22 protein-coding genes are annotated in these 22,482 nt (G+C 50.2%); 2 read left to right on the top strand and 20 right to left on the bottom strand.

Translation table 11 applies throughout. The features are described 5' to 3' along the window. Positions 1–1,020 (bottom strand): D-glycero-beta-D-manno-heptose-7-phosphate kinase, encoded by a 1,020-nt coding sequence (rfaE1, locus tag M0R35_05245; protein MCK9595066.1) that lies wholly within the window; start codon positions 1,018–1,020, stop codon positions 1–3. Positions 1,021–1,108: 88 nt separating this feature from the next. Beyond that, positions 1,109–2,899, bottom strand: a complete 1,791-nt coding sequence (locus M0R35_05240) for an ABC transporter ATP-binding protein/permease (protein ID MCK9595065.1) — start codon at positions 2,897–2,899, stop codon at positions 1,109–1,111. A 68-nt stretch (positions 2,900–2,967) separates the two neighbouring features. On the opposite strand from M0R35_05240, the gene M0R35_05235 reads away from it, so the two are divergent. Together M0R35_05235 and lpxB are read left to right on the top strand one after the other, a co-directional pair. Then, positions 2,968–3,897, top strand: a complete 930-nt coding sequence (locus M0R35_05235; GenBank protein MCK9595064.1) for a Gfo/Idh/MocA family oxidoreductase — start codon at positions 2,968–2,970, stop codon at positions 3,895–3,897. Next, complete coding sequence (gene lpxB / locus M0R35_05230) at positions 3,873–5,021, top strand: lipid-A-disaccharide synthase (protein ID MCK9595063.1); 1,149 nt, start codon at positions 3,873–3,875, stop codon at positions 5,019–5,021. Before M0R35_05235 ends, lpxB begins: the two co-directional genes overlap by 25 nt. 18 nt (positions 5,022–5,039) lie before the next feature. Here lpxB and M0R35_05225 read toward each other — a convergent pair whose 3' ends face one another. From M0R35_05225 to M0R35_05140, 18 genes are all read right to left on the bottom strand, one after another. After that, positions 5,040–6,389: an HD domain-containing protein gene (locus M0R35_05225; protein MCK9595062.1), complete on the bottom strand. Its 1,350-nt coding sequence runs from the start codon at positions 6,387–6,389 to the stop codon at positions 5,040–5,042. After that, positions 6,383–8,326: a hypothetical protein gene (locus tag M0R35_05220; protein MCK9595061.1), complete on the bottom strand. Its 1,944-nt coding sequence runs from the start codon at positions 8,324–8,326 to the stop codon at positions 6,383–6,385. The genes M0R35_05225 and M0R35_05220 overlap by 7 nt, the downstream gene beginning before the upstream one ends. 57 nt (positions 8,327–8,383) lie before the next feature. Then, the gene (locus M0R35_05215; GenBank protein ID MCK9595060.1) at positions 8,384–9,505 is read right to left on the bottom strand and encodes a M48 family metallopeptidase; all 1,122 of its coding nucleotides are present in this window, start codon (positions 9,503–9,505) and stop codon (positions 8,384–8,386) included. Continuing rightward, on the bottom strand, positions 9,505–9,735 hold the full coding sequence (locus tag M0R35_05210) for a 50S ribosomal protein L27 (GenBank protein MCK9595059.1): 231 nt from the start codon (positions 9,733–9,735) through the stop codon (positions 9,505–9,507). Before M0R35_05210 ends, M0R35_05215 begins: the two co-directional genes overlap by 1 nt. 68 nt (positions 9,736–9,803) lie before the next feature. Beyond that, positions 9,804–11,204, bottom strand: a complete 1,401-nt coding sequence (locus M0R35_05205; GenBank protein ID MCK9595058.1) for an MBL fold metallo-hydrolase — start codon at positions 11,202–11,204, stop codon at positions 9,804–9,806. A gap of 4 nt (positions 11,205–11,208) precedes the next feature. Further along, a complete protein-coding gene (locus M0R35_05200) occupies positions 11,209–11,889 on the bottom strand; it encodes a VTT domain-containing protein (protein MCK9595057.1) in 681 nt (226 codons plus the stop codon). A 1-nt stretch (position 11,890) separates the two neighbouring features. Next, entirely contained in the window at positions 11,891–13,420 is a 1,530-nt protein-coding gene (locus M0R35_05195) for a DUF1846 domain-containing protein (protein ID MCK9595056.1), read from the bottom strand. Between the two features lie 52 nt (positions 13,421–13,472). Further along, on the bottom strand, positions 13,473–13,667 hold the full coding sequence (locus tag M0R35_05190) for a hypothetical protein (protein ID MCK9595055.1): 195 nt from the start codon (positions 13,665–13,667) through the stop codon (positions 13,473–13,475). Between the two features lie 14 nt (positions 13,668–13,681). Beyond that, positions 13,682–14,074 (bottom strand): acyl-CoA thioesterase, encoded by a 393-nt coding sequence (locus M0R35_05185; GenBank protein MCK9595054.1) that lies wholly within the window; start codon positions 14,072–14,074, stop codon positions 13,682–13,684. 47 nt (positions 14,075–14,121) lie between these two features. Next, the gene (gene greA, locus M0R35_05180; GenBank protein ID MCK9595053.1) at positions 14,122–14,595 is read right to left on the bottom strand and encodes a transcription elongation factor GreA; all 474 of its coding nucleotides are present in this window, start codon (positions 14,593–14,595) and stop codon (positions 14,122–14,124) included. A gap of 86 nt (positions 14,596–14,681) precedes the next feature. Further along, entirely contained in the window at positions 14,682–15,086 is a 405-nt protein-coding gene (locus M0R35_05175) for a peptide chain release factor-like protein (protein ID MCK9595052.1), read from the bottom strand. A 15-nt stretch (positions 15,087–15,101) separates the two neighbouring features. Then, positions 15,102–16,388, bottom strand: a complete 1,287-nt coding sequence (locus M0R35_05170; protein ID MCK9595051.1) for a DEAD/DEAH box helicase — start codon at positions 16,386–16,388, stop codon at positions 15,102–15,104. Between the two features lie 53 nt (positions 16,389–16,441). Next, positions 16,442–16,726 (bottom strand): helix-turn-helix transcriptional regulator, encoded by a 285-nt coding sequence (locus M0R35_05165; GenBank protein ID MCK9595050.1) that lies wholly within the window; start codon positions 16,724–16,726, stop codon positions 16,442–16,444. Beyond that, positions 16,723–17,097: a type II toxin-antitoxin system RelE/ParE family toxin gene (locus M0R35_05160; GenBank protein ID MCK9595049.1), complete on the bottom strand. Its 375-nt coding sequence runs from the start codon at positions 17,095–17,097 to the stop codon at positions 16,723–16,725. Before M0R35_05160 ends, M0R35_05165 begins: the two co-directional genes overlap by 4 nt. A 445-nt stretch (positions 17,098–17,542) precedes the next feature. Further along, complete coding sequence (carB, locus tag M0R35_05155; GenBank protein MCK9595048.1) at positions 17,543–19,204, bottom strand: carbamoyl-phosphate synthase large subunit; 1,662 nt, start codon at positions 19,202–19,204, stop codon at positions 17,543–17,545. Further along, on the bottom strand, positions 19,197–20,288 hold the full coding sequence (carA, locus tag M0R35_05150) for a glutamine-hydrolyzing carbamoyl-phosphate synthase small subunit (protein ID MCK9595047.1): 1,092 nt from the start codon (positions 20,286–20,288) through the stop codon (positions 19,197–19,199). Before carA ends, carB begins: the two co-directional genes overlap by 8 nt. Continuing rightward, on the bottom strand, positions 20,285–21,913 hold the full coding sequence (locus M0R35_05145) for a CTP synthase (protein MCK9595046.1): 1,629 nt from the start codon (positions 21,911–21,913) through the stop codon (positions 20,285–20,287). The genes carA and M0R35_05145 overlap by 4 nt, the downstream gene beginning before the upstream one ends. Before the next feature lie 5 nt (positions 21,914–21,918). After that, positions 21,919–22,482 (bottom strand): amidophosphoribosyltransferase (locus M0R35_05140; GenBank protein MCK9595045.1); only part of this gene is annotated, 564 nt, incomplete at its 5' end.

Here is a 22,482-nt window from a genome sequence, read left to right as displayed (position 1 = left end):
TTATCTTTCTATCCTGTCAATAAGCTCTTTCCTGGTTATGGTCGCGGTCCCTACTTTGCCCACGACTATCCCGGCGGCGAAATTAGCCATAAGCGCGGCCTCTAATTTGCTGGCGCCGGCGCAAAGGCTCAAGGTAAAAACGGAGATCACTGTATCCCCGGCGCCGGAAACATCGAAGACCGCCTGGGCGACCGTCGGAATATGGGTGATCTTGCCTGACTTCTCGAATAAACGCATCCCCTGCTCCCCCAGGGTGACCAGCGCGGAATCAAGGTTAAGATATTTCAATATCTGCCTGCCGGCGTTGATCAAATCCGCGTCATCAAAGATCCTGTCCGTATTAATCTTAAAACTGTTGGTGGTGTCCTTGATCTTTAAATGCCTTATCGCGTTCTCCACCTCCCTGCGGTTCGGGGTTATCGCGGTGGCCCCGCGGTAATAGCGGAAATGGTCTTCTTTCGGGTCGACCGTGATTATCTTTTTATGGCTGCGCGCCAAGCCGACCAGTTGCTCCAAAAGCTCTTTGTTGACCACGCCCTTTCCGTAATCCTCGATGATTATGGCGTCAAGCCCTTTTATATTCTTCTTGACGAACCCGATGATCTTATCGTTCAGCGCCCGCGGCAACGCCTCGCATCGCTCCCAATCCAGCCTGAGCATCTGCTGGTGCCCGGCGATGATCCGGGTCTTTACCGTAGTCGGCCTTCCAGGCTCGGCCAGTATCCCCTCGCAGGAGATCTTCCGCTTCTTCAATTCCGCCAGGAAATGCGGGGTATTCTTATCCTTGCCGATGACCCCTACCAGCCGCACATTACCGTCGAGAGCGCGGATATTATTCGCCACATTAGCCGCGCCTCCCGGGACAAAGGTGCGCTTTTTGGCCCAGACCACCGGCACAGGCGCTTCCGGAGACAGCCTTTCGGCATCGCCCCAGATGTATTCATCAAGTATGAGATCCCCGACAACCAGGATATTCGCCTTAGGGAAATCAGCTATGATCTTTTTCGCGTTCTTCATCATATTATATTCGGGTAAAACCGCGGTTTTAAAGCCTTAGAGCCATTTAATTTATCATAAAATACAGCTTAAATCAACTAAATATACCCGTTTACTTGTACAACTGCTGATTCTGATAAAGCTTGTTGTACAGTCCGTTATGTCTGAGCAATTCCTCGTGGTTGCCCTGCTCGATGATCTTCCCCGCGTCCAGGACCACTATCCTGTCCGCGTGCCGGATGGTAGAAAGCCTGTGGGCGATTACCAGGACGGTACGGCCCTGCATTAATTTATTCAAGGCCTCCTGGACCAGACGCTCCGACTCGGTGTCCAGCTGCGAAGTAGCTTCATCCAGGATCAGGATAGGCGCATTCTTCAGAAGAGCCCTGGCAATAGCCAGACGCTGGCGTTCCCCGCCGGAAAGCTTTACCCCCCGGTCGCCGATGGAGGTGTCATAACCTTTGGGAAGGCGCTGAACCACCTCATGGACATAAGCCTGTTTCGCCGCGGTCTCAATATCTTCCTGCCGGGCATCAAGCAGGCCATACGCTATATTGCCCCTGATAGTATCGTTGAAAAGTATGGTCTCCTGGGTGACTATCCCGATATTCCGGCGCAAAGACTTAAAACTTAGGCCCTTAAGGTCCTTACCGTCGATCAATATCCTGCCCTTGGCCGGGTCATAAAAACGCGGGACCAGATCCAGGAGAGTGGTTTTTCCCGCGCCGCTTGGCCCTACTATCGCCAGCACCTCGCCCTGTTTGACTTCCAGGTTTATTCCCCTAAGCACCACATTATTCGCGTAACTGAACCACACATCCTCAAAGATTACGCTCTTATTAAAACCGTCCAATTCCAGCGGATCTTTTTTCTCGGCCACCGTAGGCACGCTGTCCAGGACTTCGTAAATACGCTTGCTTCCGGCGATCGCCTGCTGGATGATCGAATGCACCTGGGAAAGTTTCTTAAAAGGCCGCAGCATCGACAGTAACGCAGCCAGAGAAACAGCCAGCGCACCGAAAGACAGTTTGCCTTCAATGACCGCTTTGCCTTCCCAGGAAAGCACCAGCACGCCGGCGATGATCCCGATCAACTCGGTGCCCGGGCTTAATGCCAGCATCCTCTTAGTGGCCTTCATCGAAAGTTTGTAATATGCCTGGTTAGCCTTATCGAATTTACCCTGCTCATGGCTTTCCGTATTGAACGCCTTGACCACGCGCACGCCCAGGATAGTCTCATAAAGCACCGAATTGATATCAGCGACCTTTTCCTGGGTCTTCAAGGCGATCTTTTTAAGGATCTTGCCGACCTTGACAATGGGTAAACTAACCAAAGGAAGGATCACTAAAGCAAGCAGCGCAAGCTTCGCGTTTATGAAAAATATAAGAAAAGCGCAGATCACCACCTGCAAAGACTGGTAGATCAGGTCAGTGGCGCCGTAGGATATGGCGTTGCCCACCTGGCCCACGTCATTGGTCACCCTGGACATCATCTCCCCCCCCCGGCGGTGGGTAAAATAATCCAGTGACAATGTCTGGAACTTCGCGTAAAGCTTGGAGCGGATATCCCGCATCACCAGAAAACTTATATCGGTCATAAAGTAGCTTTGCAGGAACCCGAATAAACCCTTAAGAACAAACAGGATAACCACGCCGATAACCATATAATTCAAGAGCATAAGCGGCGGGATATTATTCAAGGTGTCGATAAAGGCATTTAAAAACTGCGGAAGCTTGACCGGCAGGACGATCTTTTTCCCAGTGAGGATGATATCCGCCAGAGGCATTATCATAGTCAAAGAAACCCCGTCAAATATGGCGGAAAGCAGCATGCAAATCCCGGCGCCGGCAAACAACCCTGAGTGCGGAATAACAAATTTGAACAGTTTTATATAATCTCTCATATTTCTCCTGGTTGAACGATTTTATCATATATATTGACTTTTGTCGAGTGCTTTGCTAATATCGAAATATGTCCAAAATCAAAGTGGCTGTAATAGGAACAGGCTACCTCGGCAGCCTGCATGCCAAAATATATAAAGAGATACCCGGTTGCGAGCTGGCAGGGATCTGCGATTCGAACAAGCAGCGCTGCGATGAAATAAGCGCCGGCCTGCAGGTCCCGGGATTTACCGACCATACAGCGCTTTTCGGTAAAATCGACGCGGTAAGCATAGCCGTGCCTACGCTGCTCCATCATAAAATAGCCTTGGATTTCCTGTCCCGCGGCATTCATACCCTGGTCGAGAAACCCTTTACCAGCAACCTTAAAGAAGCGGATTCCCTGATCCGCGCCGCCCAGAAAAACCGGCTTATCCTGCAGGTAGGCCATATCGAGCGCTTCAACCCGGCGTTCTCCTGCGCCCATAAATTTTTCAAAAACCCCTATTTTATTGAATGCCACCGTCTTAGCTTATTTCCCAACCGTTCCCTGGATATCGGCGTGGTCCTGGACCTGATGATCCACGACATAGATATCATCCTTGGGCTGGTAAATTCCCCGATCAAGCGGATCGAGGCCGTAGGGGCAAACGTCCTGACTGAATACGAAGACATCGCCAACGCCAGGATAACCTTTAAGAACGGCTGCGTATGCAACCTTACCGCCAGCCGCATATCCGACGAGACAATGCGCAAGATCCGGATATTCCTGAAGGACGCCTACATATCCCTGGACTATAAGAGCGAGCAGGCCTATATCTACCGCAAAGGCCCATCCGGCATATTCAAAGAAGCCCTGGAAATAGAAAAAGATCACCCTTTAAAAAAAGAATTATCCTCGTTCATAGACTGCGTATCCAACCATAAACAGCCAATTGTCGACGGCAAGGAAGCCCGCCAGGCGCTGAAAGTGGCCCTTAAGATAAAAAACCTTATATGGAAAAACCCAAGAAAATACTGATCGTCTGCGGCGAGGCCTCGGGAGACCTGCACGCGGCGCACCTGGTCAGCGAGATAAAAAAGATATATCCCTCGGTCCGCTTTGCCGGCCTGGGCGGGAATAAATTAAAGGCAGCGGGCGTTGAGCTTTATTACGACCTCACAAAACTGGCGGTCATCGGTTTCTGGGAAGTTTTGAAGAACCTTAAGACTTTTAAAAAAATATTCCGCCGGGTATTGGAAGAGGCCCAAAAAGACAAACCCGACCTGGCTATCCTGGTGGATTACCCGGGGTTTAACCTCAGGCTTGCCGAGAAGCTGCGTGAATTGGGGATACCGGTCGCATACTACATCAGCCCGCAGGTCTGGGCCTGGGGAAAGAACAGGCTGAGGTCCATCAAGAAGAACATCGCCCGGATGATCGTCTTGTTCCCTTTTGAAGAGAAGATCTACCGCCAGAACGACATCCCGGTCAGTTTTGTCGGCCATCCCCTGCTCGATGTGGTAAAGACCCAGGAGCCGAAAGAGGCGTTCCTGGCCAAACACGGGCTGTCCCGGGATAAACTGACCATCTCCCTTTTGCCCGGATCCCGGGAAAAAGAAGTAAGGACGCTTTTGCCGGTAATGCTCAAAAGCGCCCAGGAGATCAACGAGTACTTCTACGGACGGGCGCAATTCCTGATACTGCGCTCTCCGACGGTAAAAAAAGAGGCTTTCGACCAGGCCCTGGCCGGGTTTAACCTGCCGATAAAAATGATCTCCGACGCCACCTACGACGGCATTGCCGCCAGCGACTTCAGCCTGGTCTGTTCCGGAACAGCGACCCTGGAAACAGGCATACTCGGGACGCCGATGGTCATACTCTACACGGTAAATCTCCTGACCTGGGCTTTTATCCGCCTGATGATCAAGATCCCTTATATCGGGCTGGTCAATGTGGTAAAAGAAAAGAAGGTCTGCGAAGAATTCATCCAGTTCCAATGCAATCCTAAGGCCATCTGCGATTACCTCATCCCGGTGCTTCAGGACAAAGACCGGCTCAGCCAGTTAAAACTGGAGCTCCTGGATATAAAGCAAAAGCTGGGGGCTTACGGCGCCAGCCAAAAAGCGGCCCGGGTCATAGCGGATATGCTGAAGGGCTCTTAAAGGTTACTGCCGGAAAGATCAAATAAGGCTGGAATAAACTTTCCCCTCTGTCTGCGGGTCAATAAACTTCTCTATCGCGATCTTATCCTTCGTCTCTCTAAGATCGACCATTTGCCGGTTTTCAGCCGGATGGACGATCTCCACCTTAGGCAGGAATTTATCGTCCTCATTCTCGTCGCGGACCACAGCCACGCTCTTATCGCTTAAAGCCACAAGGGTCCCGATAGGCCAAACCCCCATTATATTGAAAAAGGTGTCCAGAAGCCCGGGGTCAAAGACATTATCCCGGGATTTCATCATTATCTCATGGACCATATCCGGAGGATAAGGGGACTTGTAACTGCGGCGCTGCAAAAGCGCGTCATAAACGTCGCAGATGGAGACAATGATCGAACCCGGATGCGGCTTATGCGGAAACGCCATTTTCGGATAACCTTTAAAATCCGGCTTCAAGTGATGCTCGAACGCCACCAACACAGGCAGCATCCCCAGGGTATCCACATATTTCAGGAGGATCTCTGCGCCGAAAACAGTATGCCCTTTGACCGCCGAAAATTCCGCGTCGGTAAGCTTGTCCGTCTTCTTGATGATGTTGCGCGATATATAGACCTTTCCGATGTCGTGGAATAAAGCGGCGATGCCTATATCCAGAATATCCTCTTTAGCCAGGCCCAGCCGGGACGCGAAGAACATCGAAAGGATCGAGACGTTCATTGTATGGACAAAGGTGTTCACGTCATAGCGCTTGACCGCGGCCAGCTTCAATAATTCCTGGTGCCTGCCGACCATAGTCTCCATCATATTGGTGATGTTGAACCTCAGGTTGATGTAATCCATATCCTTGGCGTCCAGGACATTCTCCATGGACTGCGAGAAATTATCCAGCGAGCCGTTATAAAGGTTCAGAAAATCAACCGCGCGGGTTATTTCCTCGGGCTGGTCGACGTTTCCCGCTCCGGCCCCCTTTAACTTGCCCACGCTGATATTGCGCACGCCTGCGGCATCAAGATATTCCTGGGGCTCTTTCTTATACTCGTCCTTGGGAAGCATCAGGAAAGAAACAAATTTAGCCAGATCATCGCTGGTCAAGCCCCGGTGAAAAGCGATCTTCTCCACGCCGCGGCTCTTAAGATATGCGATCATCGGTTGGATGCTCCGGCTCAGGTCGAAAAGTATCTCTTTCTCGAACGCCAGCTCATCCCCGACGATCCCGATCACCAGCTCAGGCCTCTCGGCCAGGACCTCCTGCAGTTTTTCATTCGCCGTTTCCAGGAACTTCCCGACTTTCTGATGCTCCGCACCGTAAAGCTTGGCGATCTGCAGCGCGTTGATCAATCCCCGGAAGGCATTCTCGATCTTGCCTAACATTTCCACTTCTCCAGTATCTGCCTTGCCCTGTTGCGCACCGGAGCGTGCCAGAAAAACGGCTTCTTGCCCCATACCGCCAGGTATTTGGCGGCTGGCCGCAAATCCAGCTCATCCGCTATATCCATGCTCTCAAGCAAAGCGTTGTTCTCCCTGCCCCAGGGATTGGACGCCGCAAAAAGCAGTCCGGCCCCTTTTTCCTTCAACTCCTCTGTTCTGAGCAAAACCGCCATAGCCTCCTTCTTGAGCAGGCCGGGCCCCTGTTTAAGCGTCCCTATCAGGAGAGCTTCGTCATAATCTGTTATTGCGGCCATAGCTTTCAACACCTCTATCTTTACCTGGTCGTTGCCGAAAGAAAAAATATGGCGCAGGCAAACCAGGCTGATCGGGGAATCAAGCTCTTTAAAGGCTTCTATTATCCTGGCCAGGAATTCTATATCCCCGGACTTATTCTCCAACCGCAGCTTGAACTCCTCGGCGGCGCCGGGAAAAAATTTGAAAAAAAGCTTTAATACGCGCGGGTTTACTTTATTCTCGCCGAAGATCCGGCGAAGATAAAATTCCTCGCCCGCCGAACTGCGGGAAAGCCGGTCAAGGAAAGGCTGAAGGCCCGGAGTGATATTCTCCTCCCAGGCCATATCCTCCAGGAAATCCGTGAACCGTTTTGCCAACTGCGCTATTGCCGCCGGGACCTGCCCGTCTGCGCCCTTCTTGCGTTCCAGGAATTCGGCGATGGACTTTAGATACCCGGGGCTGCGCTCGGAAATTATCTTATCCCACTGGCTGAACAGCTTTTCCAGGATAAACCCGGCCTTATACCCGTCATCCTCATCCGCCAGAAGGTTCAATAGTATGAACCGGTAATTCTCCTGGATAAGCCGGCGGTCGAAAGAAAAATCCTTGTGCGCTGAGACATCCCCCTCGACAAGTGACGCTATGGCGTGGCGATAAACTTCCGGGACAAGGGAATTCTCCCCGAAGATAAAAAGCTCTTTGACCTTTTTGCTGACCTTGGCATTAAGCCCCGCCGCCCTGCCGCTTTTTACGTTATCGGAAAAGGACAAAGCCACCCTGTCCCCTTTTTCCTTGCCGAAAAGGCTGGAGAAAAAAGCGAACGCCTGCGGATCGGCCCCCTCTTCGGAGGCCATAGCTTCACCGATAGTATCGGCGATATCCCGCTCATCAAGGTCGACAAAGAACCCGGATATCTTGTGCAGGTTTTCCGGCACAAGAAGCCCTTTGGTCTTCAAGAGCATCTGCAGCAATGTCATACTGCATTTGCGGAATTTATCCTCGTCTTTCGTGCGGATATACGCGAGGAATTTGCCCAGGTTAATGTTCAATTCGTTATTCTCAATAAGGTCGCTGGCCTTGAATTTGGCGATGATCGCATCAAAATTGTCGGCGAATTCCTTTATCTTATCGTGGTTTTCTTTGCCTGCGCCGTCGGTGAACATAAAGGACCAGACCTCGGAGATATCTTCGCCCTCCGGCGTCAATAACCGGGAATAATCCAGGTCTTCCACGGTCATATTCTTGGCCACAGCCGGGTTGATCATCCGGCTCACCCCGCCTTTTTCCAGTATCTCTTTGGTCGGCATAGACAACCTTTCCAGGAGCAAAAGCAGCTCGGCAATACTAACGCCTTTTCGCAGTTGGATGCTTTTGACCTTGCGGGCGTGGAACATCTTGGCCAACTCTTTATGCAGGGCCAGTTTGTTATACGTCTTGCCGTCTATTACCAGGGCGTCAGGGGTAAACCCTATTGTCACCGGCTCCATAAAGGCGAAGAGCGTATTCAGGGCCTGGCGCAGTTCACCCACGGATTTGACAAAGGAATTGTGTTCGTTGGAATAAAGAAGGATGTAATTAAAGGCTATGCGCAGGCTTTTAAGGAACTCCTCTAAGCTTATTTCTTTGTTATCGGGCTGGCTGGTCATAATACAATTCTAACTCTAAAATCCGCCGTATTCAACGATAAAATCGGTCCAGGGCCACTACGAACGCCGGGCAGCCGCGATCCTCTCGCTTATCGGCGGATGGTCGAAAAAGAAAAATTTGATCAAAGGGCGCGGGTCGCGGTCGGCCAGGTTCTGGCGGCCCAGCTTGTCCATGGCGCTGATGAACGCCTCATTCATCCCGGTATATTGCAGGGCCATACTATCTGCCTGCCTTTCGAACCTGCGGCTGAAATAATTCTCGCACGGCTGGGTGAACAGCGAAAATACCGTGAAGTAAACAAAGATAAGCGGCATAGCCTGGATATCCAGCCAGGAGCCCAGACCCGACGCGGACAATGCCCACGATCCGGTTTTAAATATAAGATAAAACCCCAAAAGCGTAGCCGCGCTGTTCAATAAAATAAGCTTTATCATATGCTTGAGCTTATAATGGCTGAATTCATGTGCCAGGATAACCTCGATCTCATCAGCGGTATAATCCGCCTTAAGCGTATCGGCAAGGATCACCCTGCGGCTTTTTCCCCAACCGGTAAGCCCGGCATTAGCCTTGACTGTCTTTTTGCTCAAGTTGATCTCGAACACGTCAAGCAGGCAGATCTTCATCGAAGCAGCCAGTTTGATTATCCTTTGGCGCAAGCCCTCATCGGCTAATTTAGTGCATTTGAAGAAAAGCGGTATTATCAGCACCGGGGCAAGCCGTGCCAATATAACATTAAAGAAAAACCAGGCGATGGAAACGATCCACCACCATTGGCCGGGATTGCGCCCAACGATGAAATAAAACAAGCCCAAAAGCAATACAGCGAACAGATAAGCTATTGCCCCGGACTTGATCTGATCGATGAACCAGGGCCCGATCCCCTGGCGGCTTAAGCCGAACTGATGCTCAATAATGAACCCCTGATAGAAAGTTATCGGGAAGCTGAGGATAGAGTAAGCCAGGGAAACCGCGAATAGATAAACCGGCAACGTCAAATACCCGCTCAACCGCAGTTTCGCGATATCCGCGGCCAGGGCGCGTGATGCCCCGGACCATATAAAAAGAACAAGCAGCAATAAAAAAAATACTGTCTGCGATATTGCCAGACAGTATTTTATCGAAGAATACCTGTGCGCCTTTTGCGCCAGGGTTCCCGAAAGATCATCACCAGCGGTCATTATTCAGGGATAACGTTGATAAACGTCTTTACCTTGCCCTGCGCGATCCTCTTGCGGGTAAAATTCACTTTACCAGGGCAAAGCGCGTAGATCGTGCCCAAACCCTTCACGTTCTTACCCGCTTTATAGCCGTCGACCCCTCTGATCAGGATCTTTCCGGTTTTCACCAACTCGCCCTGTGCAACCTTGGTCTTTTTATCTTTCTTAGGTGTAGATTTTCCGCCTGCCATGTTTACCTCCACTTAGTGTTTTTAGTTTTTAACTCGAACTTAGATTCTACACGTATTTTGGCTTCCGGTCAAGGCAATTCCATCTCTTCGTTCTGCAAAGGCATATACGCGTTATTAATGCCTTTCTCTTTCAGGGAATCGAACAAAGCGAATGTCTGCTCTTCGTCACCGTGGACCAGGAAGACTCTTTTCAAAGGCTGGCATGCGGAAATAAACTCAAAGAGCCCCTGCCTGTCGGCGTGTGACGACAAAGAGTTCAATATCACCACCTCGGCGTTAAGCTGATGTTCTACGCCGTATATATGCACAAAACGCTCCCTCTCCACTATCCTGCGGCCCAGGGTGTCTTTAGCCATATACCCCACCACCAGAATGGTATTGCGGGAATCCTCAATAGTGTTCTTCAAATGGTGCAGAATCCTTCCGGATTCGCACATCCCTGACCCGGCGATAATGACCATCGGCCTTTTATCGGCGTTCAGCGTCTTTGATTCTTTCTGGTCGCGGACAAAATGCAGGTTAAGGAACTCAAACGGGCTGTCCCCGTTATTAATCGCCTGATTGGTCTGGGGGTTCATATAATTATTATGGTATTTAAAGACCTCGGTTATATCGGTGGCCAGCGGGCTGTCCACATATACCGGGATGACGGGTATGGCCTTTTCTTTTATCATATTGCTCAGGAAATAAAGGATCTCCTGGGTGCGGGCAAGGGTGAACGCCGGGATAATGATCTTTCCTTTGCGCTCGATCGTCCGCAGGATCGCCTCCTGCAGCCTGCCCTGCGCCTCATCGATCGGCGCGTGCATCCTGCCGCCGTAAGTGGTCTCCACGATAAGATAATCCAGGCCTTTAGGCACCTGCGGGTTATTCAGCATAGGCAGATTATTCCTGCCCAGGTCCACCGCGTAACCGATCTTTGTGTTCTTTTCGCCTTCTTGTATATCCAGCGTCACGATAGCCGAACCCAGGATATGCCCGGCGTCGTAAAAGGTGCCGAAGACATTCCTGGCCGCGCAAAAACGATGGCCGTAGGAGAATGTCTGGAACCTGCGCTTGGCTGCCTTGCTCGCCTCCTTTTTGGTGTACAGCGGTTTCCTTAAAGGCTTTCCCAGCCTGCGGTTTATTTTATTCACATAACGGATATCTTCTTCCTGGATATGCCCGGAATCCTCCAGCATCAGCTTGCACAGGTCGCGGGTGGCGTGCGTCGAATATATCTTGCAGCGCATCCCTCTTTTTATCAGGCTGGGGATATTGCCGCAGTGGTCAAGGTGCGCGTGGGACAATAAAAGCGCGTCCAGCTCCCTGGGGTTATAGGTGAAATTAGAGTTCTTCTCATAGAACTGGTCGCGCCGGCCCTGGAACAGCCCCGCGTCCAGGAGCACCTTGCTGGAACTGCAGGTAACAAGATGGCTGGAGCCGGTCACTGTCCTGGTCCCGCCCATGCATTTCAGTTTGATACCCATAAGATCACTCCTTGTGTTTTAATTTCACCAGAACTGCTATTGCCAGGGCCAGATAGATAAGGCTCGCCACAAAGATCCCGCTATGGCTGTTAAAATATTGCGCGATAGCTTTCGGGTCTCCCAGAGCCGCCTGCCCCACCCCTGCCAGGACATATTGTATCCAGAGTATCCTCAAAAAAGAGCCTAAAAGGACTATCAAAAGGTATTTGCGAAAGCTTATCCCGGTCAGGCCCATAGCAAGGTCCATAAAGCGGAAGGGTATAAGCGGAGCAGACCGAAAAATAAATAACCAGGGTAAGCCGGCGTTGGCTAAACGCCGATCCCAGGACTTCAGGCCCTTCTGCTGGCTATGCTCGACATACCCCCTGCCCATATACCTGGCCAGATGGAATAAAATGAACGCGTTTACCGTCTCCGCCAAAAGGACCAGCCCGGCGCTTAATAACGGCCCGAATAAAACCGCGGCGATCAGCCGGAAGATATCCTTGGAAAACCAGATAAAAAAAGTGACCGTGACATACGCCAGGATAAAAACCAGCCCGCTTAGTATGACCGGATATTTTGAGAGTGTTTCCCGGATGGGGTTGCTATCTACAGGGAATTTGCCGCCCAGATACCATAATAACGCCAGGGCAGCGAGGAAAATAACGAATTTAAGTTTGTCCTTATTGCCGGCTTGCGCCATATTAAGCTACAAAGAGATTGCGTGATGAGAATTTACCGTCGGTAGTCAGGTTGACCCCGAGCCTCTTAAGCCCGACGTCGTCACCGGGAGTGGGGATATGCGTCATATGCACCTCGCAGCCCCGCAGCTCGATCAATTTCTTCATCGCCAGCTCAGCGGTATGGTTAGTGGTCGCGCTTATAGCCAGGGCTATCAATGTCTCTTCCAGGTCCATACTGGTCGTCCCCGCGTCCAGGATCCCCTCTTTAAGCTTGGTGATCTGGTTGATGATATGCGGGGAGATAAGCAGTATCTCATCCGGGATCTTGGCCAGGACTTTTACCGCGTTCAAAATAAGGCTTGAGGCGGCGTGCATCAGCCGGGAATTCTTGCCGGTAAGGATCCTGCCGTCAGACAGTTGTATGGCCGCGGCGCAGCATATCCCCTCATTACCCTCGCCTTTTTTCTCGGCTTTTTCAGCCTTAGCCCTGGCCTCCTGAACAACAACCCGGTCATTGATCTTCACCCCCATCTCTTCCATCAGCAGGGTGATCCTGTCCACGGTTTCCTGTTTCTCTATGCCTATGATATATTCGCTGTTATAACGGAAATACCTGCGGATCATCTCCTGTTTGGCCGCTTCCTGGACCGCCTGGTCATTGATTATACCGAAGCCCGCGCGGTTAACCCCCATATCGGTAGGAGAATTATACACCGGCGCGGTTGCCGCCTGTTTATCCAGGATCCGGCTTAGGATCAGTTTAAGGATAGGAAAACTTTCCACGTCCCGGTTATAATTTATCGCGGTCAGGCCGTAGGCATTCAAATGGAACGGATCAACCAGATTAAAATCCTGGATATCCGCGGTAGCCGCTTCATAAGCCACGTTAACCGGATGCTTCAACGGGATATTCCATATCGGGAATGTCTCAAATTTAGCGTAACCGGCGTTAACCCCTTTCTTATGCTCGTTATACAGCTGGGAAAGGCAGACTGAAAGTTTTCCGCTGTTCGGCCCGGGCGCGGTGACCACCACAATTGGTTTATGCGTCTTGATATAATCGTTCTTGCCGAACCCTTTTTCGCTGGCGATCAGGTCCACGTTCGCCGGGTAACCTTCAATAGGATAATGCAGATAGACCTTGATCCCCCGGCGCTCCAGCTTGTTCTTGAAGATCACCGCCGAAGACTGGTTGGCGAAACGGGTGATCACCACGGATGAAATATCCAGGTCCCACTTGCGCAGGTCATCGATCAGCTTCAGGGTAGCCGCGTCATAGGTGATCCCGAAATCCCCGCGCACCCTGCCTTTTTCAATATCCCCGGCGTAAATACACATTACTATTTCAATCTTATCCTTAAGCGACTGCAAAAGCCTCAGTTTGACGTTCGGGTCATAACCCGGCAGAACCCTGGCAGCGTGGTAATCGTAGCAGAGCTTTCCCCCGAATTCCAAATAAAGCTTATTGTCGAAATTCTTTACCCGGTCAAGTATCGAGCTGGTCTGCTCCTTCAGGTATTTCTCGTTGTCAAAACCGATATCTTTATTCATCTCTCCGTCCATGATTAAACCGTCTAAGAGATCTAATGCCTCTATAAAAAAATTATACCAACGGGTCCTTATCGCCCGCGGCGTATTTACATCCGAGATGCCGGCATTGGTTTTCCTTGCTCAGGCAATCCTCAATATAACGCATCAGCTTGGCTTCCCCATTCGCCTCGGCTACGTATGTCTCCGGGAACGTGGCTTCTTTTTTGGTAAGATTGCAGAATTTTCTGACTATTTCATAATTAGGCATACTTTTCCTCTCTATTAAGCCAAAAGCCGGTCCTTAACCTGCTCGGGAACCGGCCTTCCTTTGAATTGTTTATCTATGCACGCCCAGACAGTCTTGGCGCGGACCAAAAGCGTCTCATCCCTTTTGATCTCCTGTGAGAAATGCACCGACGATCCGCCGACCTTTTCTATCCGGGTATAGACCTTTACTGTATCCCCGTACCTGGCAGGAGATTTATAATCCACTTCCACATGAACTACCGGGAATTCCACCCCGGATTTGGAAAGTTCGGCCAGGTCAACCCCTTTGCCCCTGCAAAACTCGTTGCGGCCTTCTTCCAGGTGCTTGAGATAATTGGCGTAATAGACTACGCCGCCGGCGTCAGTATCATAATAATATATCTTCTTCTCAATGCTGAAATCCGCCATGTGTATATTCTATCTTATTTTTTTCTTTTATCCACAAATTTTTAAATCTAATCCCGGGTGATCTTCAAAACCTTGTATTGCAATATACCGGCAGGGATCTTTATCTCCACTGTTTCACCCTCTTTATGGCCCAACAGCCCACCGCCTATAGGAGAGGCAACTGAGATCTTCCCCTGGTCGTAATCCGCTTCTTCCTCGGAAACAAAGGTATAACTGAATTCCTTGCCGCTCTTCAGGTCTTTAAGCAGCGCTGTGGCTCCGATAAGTATCTCGCCGTGCGGGATATCCTCATTATCAATGATCCTGGCCCTGGACAGCTTATCCTCCAGTTCGGAGATCTTCTTCTCGTTCATCCCCTGGGCGTCCTTGGCCGCGTCATACTCGGCGTTCTCGCTCAAGTCGCCGTGCTCCCTTGCCGTGCCTATAGCCTTGGACAACTGCCGCCTTTTATCGGTTTTTAAAAATTCCAGTTCCTTGCTCAGTTTCTCAAATCCTTTTTGCGTAAGATAAATATCGCCCAAACTCATTCCAACCCTCCATTTGTAAAGACACAATGCGCAGTAAGCGCATACTGGCCATTCCTATATGGCCAGGTACATCAACTGAATTAATCCCAATCCGCCACGCGTTTCCTGAGGCTCTTTTTTGCGCTGTGCTTGCGTTTGACTTCCAGATTTCGTAATTTACTTGCCTTGGACGGCCGGCGTTTCTGCCTGCGGGCCTTTTCCGCAGCGGCTTTCTTTTCAGCCCGCTCCCTAAGCAGCCGCGATCCGATCTTTTCCAGCAGGATCACCCTGGCCCGGTAACGGTTCATTGCCTGCGAACGTTCAGTCTGGCATTTTACCTCAATGCCGGTAGGCAAATGCCTTAAATAAACACAGGTGGAAGTTTTATTCACATTCTGGCCGCCCGGTCCGCTGGAACGGATAAAACTTTCAATAATATCCGCCTGGCGGACGCCTAAACTAACAAATCTATCAGATAAAGCTTTTTCTTTAGCTGGATTTATCATAAAACGGTCAAAGTTTTAGAAACGGCGATTGGAAGATTTCTTGAAGAAATTTTTCTGCGGTTTGCGCTGACTGTGCTGGTTGCGATTTCCATGATGATGCTGCCGGTTATTCCCCCTGGATTTAGCGCTGCTTGAACCAGCGATAAATTTTTCCTCAGGGAAATCCGGATGCTTCTTCAGCGGAAGCGGAGTCTGAATAAGTTTCTCGATATTGCGCACATCCTCGGCCTGATCCGGCATAGCGAAAGAAATAGCCCTGCCCTTAGCCCCGGCCCTGCCGGTGCGGCCGATACGGTGCACGTAATTCTCCGGATCTTCCGGGATATCGTAATTTATAACCAGCTCAATATTGGTCACGTCAATGCCGCGGGCCGCGATATCAGTGGCTACCAGCACGCGGTGGCGTCCGGCCTTGAACCCGTCCAAGGCGTCCTTGCGCTGAGCCAGGCTGCGGTCGGAATGGATCTCAGCCGCACTTATCCCGCTATCCCTCAAACCCCTGGTTATCTTCTTAGCCCCAAACTTGGTCCGGGAAAACAAAAGCACACTTCCGTGATATTGCTGCAGGATCTTGGTCAGAAGCCTTTTCTTGGCTTCCTTCTGGACGATAAAAAGTTCCTGAATAACCCCCTCGGCGGTTGTCCCGGAACGGGCAATCTCCACGCTTACCGGAAGTTTCATATGGCTGCCGGCGATCTTTAATATCGTCTGCGGCATAGTCGCCGAAAATAGCATAGTCTGCCTGTCTTTAGGCAGGAATTTCAAGATCTTCTCGATCTGCGGGGCAAATCCCATATCCAGCATACGGTCCGCTTCATCAATAACCAGGATATTCACATCATTGGGCATCACATTCCATTGGCTCATATGGTCAAGCAGCCTTCCCGGAGTAGCGATGATCACCCTGGGATTAGCGCGCAATTGGCGTACCTGCGGCTCCATAGGAGCTCCGCCGATCAATACCGCGGTATTCATCTTAAACAGTGGTGCGATCTTGCGGAAGGTCTCATCCACCTGAAGGGCCAGCTCACGGGTAGGCACCAGGACCATACAATTCCCGGTCTTCTGGGCCAGGCGCTGAATCACCGGTATGGCAAAGGCCAGGGTCTTACCGGTCCCGGTCTGGGCAATACCCATTATATCCTTACCCTCTAAACCGATGGGAATAGCTTTAAATTGGATCGGCGTAGGGGTCTTAAACTTGTTCTTCTCCAAGATCTCCAGGATCTTAGGGGCTATCCCCAGGCCGAAAAAAGTCAAATTGGGTTCTGCTGGCACAACATTCTTAATAGTATTAGGCATAGGGTTATTATACACCTTTAATACAAGAAGTAAAGGAATCTAATTTATTCTTATTAAACAAACTGGATTTTCAGGTTTTTACGAAATGCGCGAGCGAGTTTTAAAAGTGTTGCCAAAGAAAGACTGTTATTGCCGGGGTCCTCCAGGCGGGAAACAGTTTGCTGGGTAGTTTTAAGTATCTTAGCCAACTGCGCCTGGCTCAAGCCTTCTTTTTCCCTTAATTTCGCCACCTGGATCGCCAAATCCGCATAAACACCTTCTTCTTCGAAATTATTGCGGAATTCTTCGTCTTTCAATTGCTCTTTAAGATAATCAGAAAACCTTTCTACTCCTCTCATATCTCAACACCTCTTTCCCTGATCATTATTTCAAAGTCCCGCATTATATTTATTGCTTTTTCTAACTCTTTCGAAGGGACTTCATCCGTTTTCTTAATAAACCCATGCGTTACAACAATATATTTACCGGAAAAGAAATATAACAGCCGATATTGAGTTGAAGCGAATATAACCCGCAATTCGCGGATCTTACCCCTTACAGTATCGGCATATGGCCGAGGCAGATCAGGCCCATACACCGATAGCCTTTCACACCATCTTAATATCTTAGAACGCGCCTTCGAAGGCAAGCCATCCAAAAACTCTCTTACTGGGCTTTTTTCAGTTTCTGTTTTATAAAATAGTATTTCGTATCCCGTCTTTTCGTCCATTTCAAGTCTACACTATTTTTAGTGTATTGTCAACTTCTTCTTTGCCTCCCACTACTAATAGACGTAAAAACTCGCCAAATCTAACTCAAAATAAAAAGTCCTATACAGCCTTTCGCCATATAGGACTTATCGATAAACAAAAACTATTTCTTATTCCCTGAGCTTTAGCAGACAACAAGGTGCGTTTGGCGTAAGAACCAGTGGGGCTGTGTCACCAAGCGGTTTCCGTAAGCCACAAGGCTACACCGGCCGTTACTATACGACCGGGTGCCAGGCCGAAGGCCGAGGAATGTTCGAGCGACTGACACAGCCTCACTGAATTAATGCCTTGCCAGGACCCGCGAAAACAAAAAAGGCAACCCTTTTGAGAGTTGCCTTGCGATATTATGTTTTCAGCTCCAACCGTCACCCCTTCTTTTGTGACTATTGGAGGAATTATACCATTTTACGGCTCGTATGTCGAGTAATAATAAGGTGTGGCTGCCTTGAATTCCGCGGCGCAGGTATCCACCAGCTTGAATTCCGGCTTGATCTGGAAGTTTTTTCGCAGGAGATAAACATCGGCTTCGTCTTTTGCCCAGAGCTTTGCCAGTTGCCGGTCGCTAAAGCCCATTTCCTTGGCGTTAACCATAAGTTCTTTGGTAACGGAATCTTTATTCTTGCTCAGGACTTTTTCTAATTCGATTATTTCTTTTATATTGAACAAAAACCAGGGATCAATCTTGCTGAGGCCATGGATCTGCTCCACAGTCATCCCCAGCCTGAAAGCGTCTCCAATATAGAATAAACGTTCGGCATTAGGGGTCATTAATTTAGCGCGCAGCTCTTCCCATACCGCGTTATCCGCCTTTATATCCGAGAGGTCTTTAAAAAGGATGCTTTCCAACCCGTATTTCTTGATCTCCATAGAACGCAGTCCTTTTTGCAGGGCCTCCTTGAAAGTCCGGCCAATGGACATCGCCTCGCCCACGGATTTCATCGATACAGTCAGGGTATTATCCGACTGGGGGAATTTCTCAAAGGTAAACCGCGGTATTTTAACCACGCAATAATCTATCGAAGGCTCAAAGCAGGAAGGCGTTTCTTTAGTAATGTCATTGGGTATCTCATCCAGGGTATAACCCACGGCTAATTTCGCGGCGATCTTGGCGATCGGAAAGCCGGTGGCCTTGGAAGCCAGGGCAGATGAGCGGGATACCCGCGGGTTCATCTCAATGACCACCATCCTGCCGGTTTTGGGGTCCACCGCGAATTGCACGTTCGATCCGCCGGTCTCCACGCCGATCTCGCGCAAACAGGCAATAGCCGCGTCGCGCATCTTCTGGTATTCCCGGTCAGTCAGGGTCTGGATCGGAGCTACAGTAATGCTGTCGCCGGTATGCACGCCCATAGGGTCGAAATTCTCGATCGAGCAGATGATCACCGCGTTGTCTTTCTTATCCCGCATAACCTCCAGCTCGAATTCCTTCCAGCCGATGACTGATTCCTCAATGAGGATCTCGCTGATCATACTAGATTCCAGGCCGTGCTTGGCTAATCCTTTAAATTCTTCGATATTATAGGCCACGCTTCCGCCTGTTCCGCCAAGGGTAAAACTCGAACGGATGATCGCCGGGAAACCTATCTTGGTAACAACATCCATAGCCTCTTTAAGGGTATAGGCCTTGCTGCTTTTCGGCAAGTCCAGGCCGATCTTAAGCATCGCCTGCTTGAAAAGCTGTCTGTCTTCGGCTTTTTTGATCGCCTTTATATCCGCGCCAATAACTTCAACCTTGTATTTTTTCAGAACGCCTTTTTCAGCCAGGCCCACAGCAGTATTCAAGGCAGTCTGCCCGCCCAACGTAGGCAAAAGTGCATCCGGACGTTCCTTGGCGATGATCTTCTCCACCATATCCACGGTGATCGGCTCAATATAGGTTTTGTCCGCGGTCTGCGGGTCAGTCATAATGGTCGCGGGATTGGAATTAACCAGGATAACCTCATACCCCTCCTGGCGCAAGACCTTGCAGGCCTGGGTCCCGGAATAATCAAATTCACAGCCCTGGCCGATGACAATAGGCCCGGAGCTGATGATCAATATTTTCTTTATATCTGTACGTTTAGGCATTCTTCTTCATCAGTTTTACGAAATCTTTGAATAAATACGCGGCGTCATGCGGCCCAGGCGCTGCCTCAGGATGATATTGCACGGAAAATATCGGAAGTTTTTTGTGGCGCATACCTTCCAGGGTATTATCATTAAGGTTTATATGGGTAATCTCCACATCCTTCTTATTCAAGGTCTCCATATCCACGCAAAACCCGTGATTCTGCACGGTAATGGCCACTTTGCCGGTTTTCAGGTCCTTAACCGGATGGTTGGAACCATGATGCCCGAATTTAAGCTTGAAGGTCTTGGCGCCGAAAGCCTGGCCGAGCATCTGATGTCCCAGGCAGATACCGAAGATCGGCAGTTTATCTAAAAGTTTTCTGGTGGTATTGACCACATAATCCACTGCTGCCGGGTCTCCCGGGCCGTTGGAAAGGAATAACCCGTCAGGCTTCATCTTCATTATCTCTCCGGAAGTAGTGCTGGCCGGCACCACGATCACCTGGCATCCGCTGGCCTCTAATTGCCGGAGGATATTGTATTTTACCCCGCAATCGATCACCACCACTTTAAAGAGCTTCTTGGCCTTGGCATTCTGCTTCCAGTTATATTTCTCATCAATGCTTACTTCCTTGACCAAGTCCACTCCGATCAATCCTTTGGAGCCTTTGGCCTTTCTCACCAGGCTTTGCTCATCCAGATCAATGGTGGACAGGACAGCCTTCATTGCGCCGAGCTGACGGATATGCAGGGTCAGTTCCCGGGTATCCACTCCTTCAATACCCAGGACATTATTCTCCTTCAAGTAATCGCCCAGGGATTTGACGCTGCGCCAGTTGCTGGCCACCTTGCTGTATTCCTTGACCACAAAGCCTTCCAGAAAAGACTTGCGCGATTCCCCGTCTTCATTGTTTATCCCGTAATTGCCGATTAACGGATAGGTCATTGCCACGATCTGTCCTTTATATGACGGGTCAGTGATCACTTCCTGGTAACCGGTCATCCCGGTGTTAAAGACCACCTCGCCATAGCTTTCCCCGCTGGCTCCGAAGGACTTACCGTGAAATATTTTCCCGTCTTCTAACGCTAATATGGCTTTCATTTTTCCTTTGGGGCGCTTTTGCTTTGAGTTGATAACCGCCCCGCCGCGTTTATGAAGCCCCGGAATAACGGATGCGGGGCATCAGGCTTGGATTTGAATTCCGGATGGAACTGCACCGCGATGAAATACGGATGATTCTTAAGCTCGACTATCTCCACCAGGTTATCCTTGGGGTATATCCCGGAAAAAACCATACCCTTCTTTTCCAGGGCCTTGCGGTATTTATTGTTGAATTCATACCTGTGCCTGTGGCGCTCTGTAATGGATGTTTTGCGGTACATTTTAGCGGCCAGGGTCCCTGGCTTGAGCCTGCAGGGATACGCGCCTAAACGCATTGTCCCGCCTTTGTCTTCGACATCGGCCTGCTCTTCCAAAAGGCTGATCACCGGATAGCGGCTCTTGCGGAATTCCGTGGAATTGGCCTCTTTCATACAGCAGGCATTCCTGGCGAATTCGATGACGCTGCACTGCATTCCCAGGCATAATCCCAGGAAGGGAATGTTATTCTCCCTGGCGTATCGTATTGCCTTGATCTTTCCCTCGATCCCGCGGTAGCCGAAGCCTCCGGGGACCAGTATCCCGCAGACGTCCTTCAGCATATCCCCGGCATTATCCTTTTGCAGTTCCTCCGAATCTATCTTTTTGATCTCTACCTTTGTGTTATTGGCGATCCCGGCGTGCACCAGGGCCTCATAGATCGATTTATAGGCGTCCTGCAAGCCGATATATTTACCCACCAGGGCGATACAGATCTTCTTCTGGGGGTTAAGCAGTTTTTCCACCACATTCTCCTGCCATTCCTTTAATTCCGTGTTTTTGCAGATCAACTGGAAATGGCTGAGGATTATCTCGTCCAGTATCTGGTTCTTGAAATCCAAAGGTATCTGGTATATGGTCGGGGCGTCTTTGGATTCAATGACCGACTGCGGACGGATATTGCAGAAAAGCGATATCTTTTCTTTGATCTCCCGGGACAGGGCCCTTTCCGTCCGGCAGATCAGGATATCCGGCTGGATCCCGATCTCGCGCAATGTGCCCACGCTGTGCTGTGATGGCTTGGTCTTCAGCTCATCCGCTGCCTTAATATAAGGAACAAGGGTCAAATGGATATACAGGACGTTCTCCCTTCCCATATCCAGGCCGAACTGCCTGGCCGCCTCCAGGAAAGGAAGGCTTTCGATGTCGCCGACTGTCCCGCCGATCTCCACCAGCACTATATCCACGTCAGAAGCAGCGCCGACCTTCTTGACCCTGTCTTTTATCTCGTTGGTGATATGCGGGATGACCTGGATGGTCTTGCCCAGGTAATCGCCTCTGCGCTCCCTGCTTATAACGCTGTTATAAACCTGGCCGCTGGTAAAATTATTTAACCTGGTCAGTTTGGCGTGAGTAAACCTCTCATAATGCCCCAGGTCCAGGTCTGTTTCAGCCCCGTCCTCGGTGACATAAACCTCGCCGTGCTGGTAAGGGTTCATTGTCCCGGGATCGACGTTGATATACGGGTCGAGCTTCATTAAAGTAACCTTCAATCCCCGCGATTCCAGGATCCTGCCAATGGAAGCCGAGGCAATTCCTTTGCCCAGGCTTGAGATCACCCCTCCGGTAACGAATATGAATTTTGCCATAGTTTTTACTCCAATATGCGCTTAGATATCTTTTGAGGAAGCCGCGACGGATACCTTCCGTCAAAGCAAGCGGTACAGAAGCTTTCCTTGGGAAGCGGCATTGCCGCCAGCATCCCTTCTTTGCTTAAATATTTAAGGCTGTCCACGCCGATAAAATCACGGATCCAGTCAATACTGTGCTTGGCGGCGATCAGCTCTTTTTTAGTCGGAAAATCTATGCCGTAAAAACACGGGCTGATCAGCGGCGGGCAGCTGACCCGCATATGCACCTCTTTTGCCCCGGTCTGGCGGATCGCCTTGACCCTGGCCCTGCTGGTAGTGCCGCGCACGATTGAGTCCTCAATCACCACGACCTTTTTATCCTTTAAGATCGAATTCACCGGATTAAGCTTTATCCGCACCCGGAAATCGCGCTGCACCTGGTTGGGCTGGATAAATGTCCTGCCGATATAATGGTTGCGGATCAAACCCATCTCATACGGGATATTCAAGACATGGGCGTAACCCAAAGCCGCGCAGGTGCCGGAATCAGGCACAGGCGTAACCAGGTCCGCGTTTACCGGTGATTC

The organism is Candidatus Omnitrophota bacterium (assembly GCA_023227985.1).
Lineage (GTDB): Bacteria > Omnitrophota > Gorgyraeia > Gygaellales > Profunditerraquicolaceae > JALOCB01.
This window is presented reverse-complemented; position numbering and strand designations above follow the sequence as displayed.

Bases quoted from the DNA above. Each gene is read 5' to 3' on its own strand.
- rfaE1 (MCK9595066.1), bottom strand. From the start codon at position 1,020: ATGATGAAGAACGCGAAAAAGATCATAGCTGATTTCCCTAAGGCGAAT.
- M0R35_05240 (MCK9595065.1), bottom strand. From the start codon at position 2,899: ATGAGAGATTATATAAAACTGTTCAAATTTGTTATTCCGCACTCAGGG.
- M0R35_05235 (MCK9595064.1), top strand. From the start codon at position 2,968: ATGTCCAAAATCAAAGTGGCTGTAATAGGAACAGGCTACCTCGGCAGC.
- lpxB (MCK9595063.1), top strand. From the start codon at position 3,873: ATGGAAAAACCCAAGAAAATACTGATCGTCTGCGGCGAGGCCTCGGGA.
- M0R35_05225 (MCK9595062.1), bottom strand. From the start codon at position 6,389: ATGTTAGGCAAGATCGAGAATGCCTTCCGGGGATTGATCAACGCGCTG.
- M0R35_05220 (MCK9595061.1), bottom strand. From the start codon at position 8,326: ATGACCAGCCAGCCCGATAACAAAGAAATAAGCTTAGAGGAGTTCCTT.
- M0R35_05215 (MCK9595060.1), bottom strand. From the start codon at position 9,505: ATGACCGCTGGTGATGATCTTTCGGGAACCCTGGCGCAAAAGGCGCAC.
- M0R35_05210 (MCK9595059.1), bottom strand. From the start codon at position 9,735: ATGGCAGGCGGAAAATCTACACCTAAGAAAGATAAAAAGACCAAGGTT.
- M0R35_05205 (MCK9595058.1), bottom strand. From the start codon at position 11,204: ATGGGTATCAAACTGAAATGCATGGGCGGGACCAGGACAGTGACCGGC.
- M0R35_05200 (MCK9595057.1), bottom strand. From the start codon at position 11,889: ATGGCGCAAGCCGGCAATAAGGACAAACTTAAATTCGTTATTTTCCTC.
- M0R35_05195 (MCK9595056.1), bottom strand. From the start codon at position 13,420: ATGAATAAAGATATCGGTTTTGACAACGAGAAATACCTGAAGGAGCAG.
- M0R35_05190 (MCK9595055.1), bottom strand. From the start codon at position 13,667: ATGCCTAATTATGAAATAGTCAGAAAATTCTGCAATCTTACCAAAAAA.
- M0R35_05185 (MCK9595054.1), bottom strand. From the start codon at position 14,074: ATGGCGGATTTCAGCATTGAGAAGAAGATATATTATTATGATACTGAC.
- M0R35_05175 (MCK9595052.1), bottom strand. From the start codon at position 15,086: ATGATAAATCCAGCTAAAGAAAAAGCTTTATCTGATAGATTTGTTAGT.
- M0R35_05170 (MCK9595051.1), bottom strand. From the start codon at position 16,388: ATGCCTAATACTATTAAGAATGTTGTGCCAGCAGAACCCAATTTGACT.
- M0R35_05165 (MCK9595050.1), bottom strand. From the start codon at position 16,726: ATGAGAGGAGTAGAAAGGTTTTCTGATTATCTTAAAGAGCAATTGAAA.
- M0R35_05160 (MCK9595049.1), bottom strand. From the start codon at position 17,097: ATGGACGAAAAGACGGGATACGAAATACTATTTTATAAAACAGAAACT.
- carB (MCK9595048.1), bottom strand. From the start codon at position 19,204: ATGCCTAAACGTACAGATATAAAGAAAATATTGATCATCAGCTCCGGG.
- carA (MCK9595047.1), bottom strand. From the start codon at position 20,288: ATGAAAGCCATATTAGCGTTAGAAGACGGGAAAATATTTCACGGTAAG.
- M0R35_05145 (MCK9595046.1), bottom strand. From the start codon at position 21,913: ATGGCAAAATTCATATTCGTTACCGGAGGGGTGATCTCAAGCCTGGGC.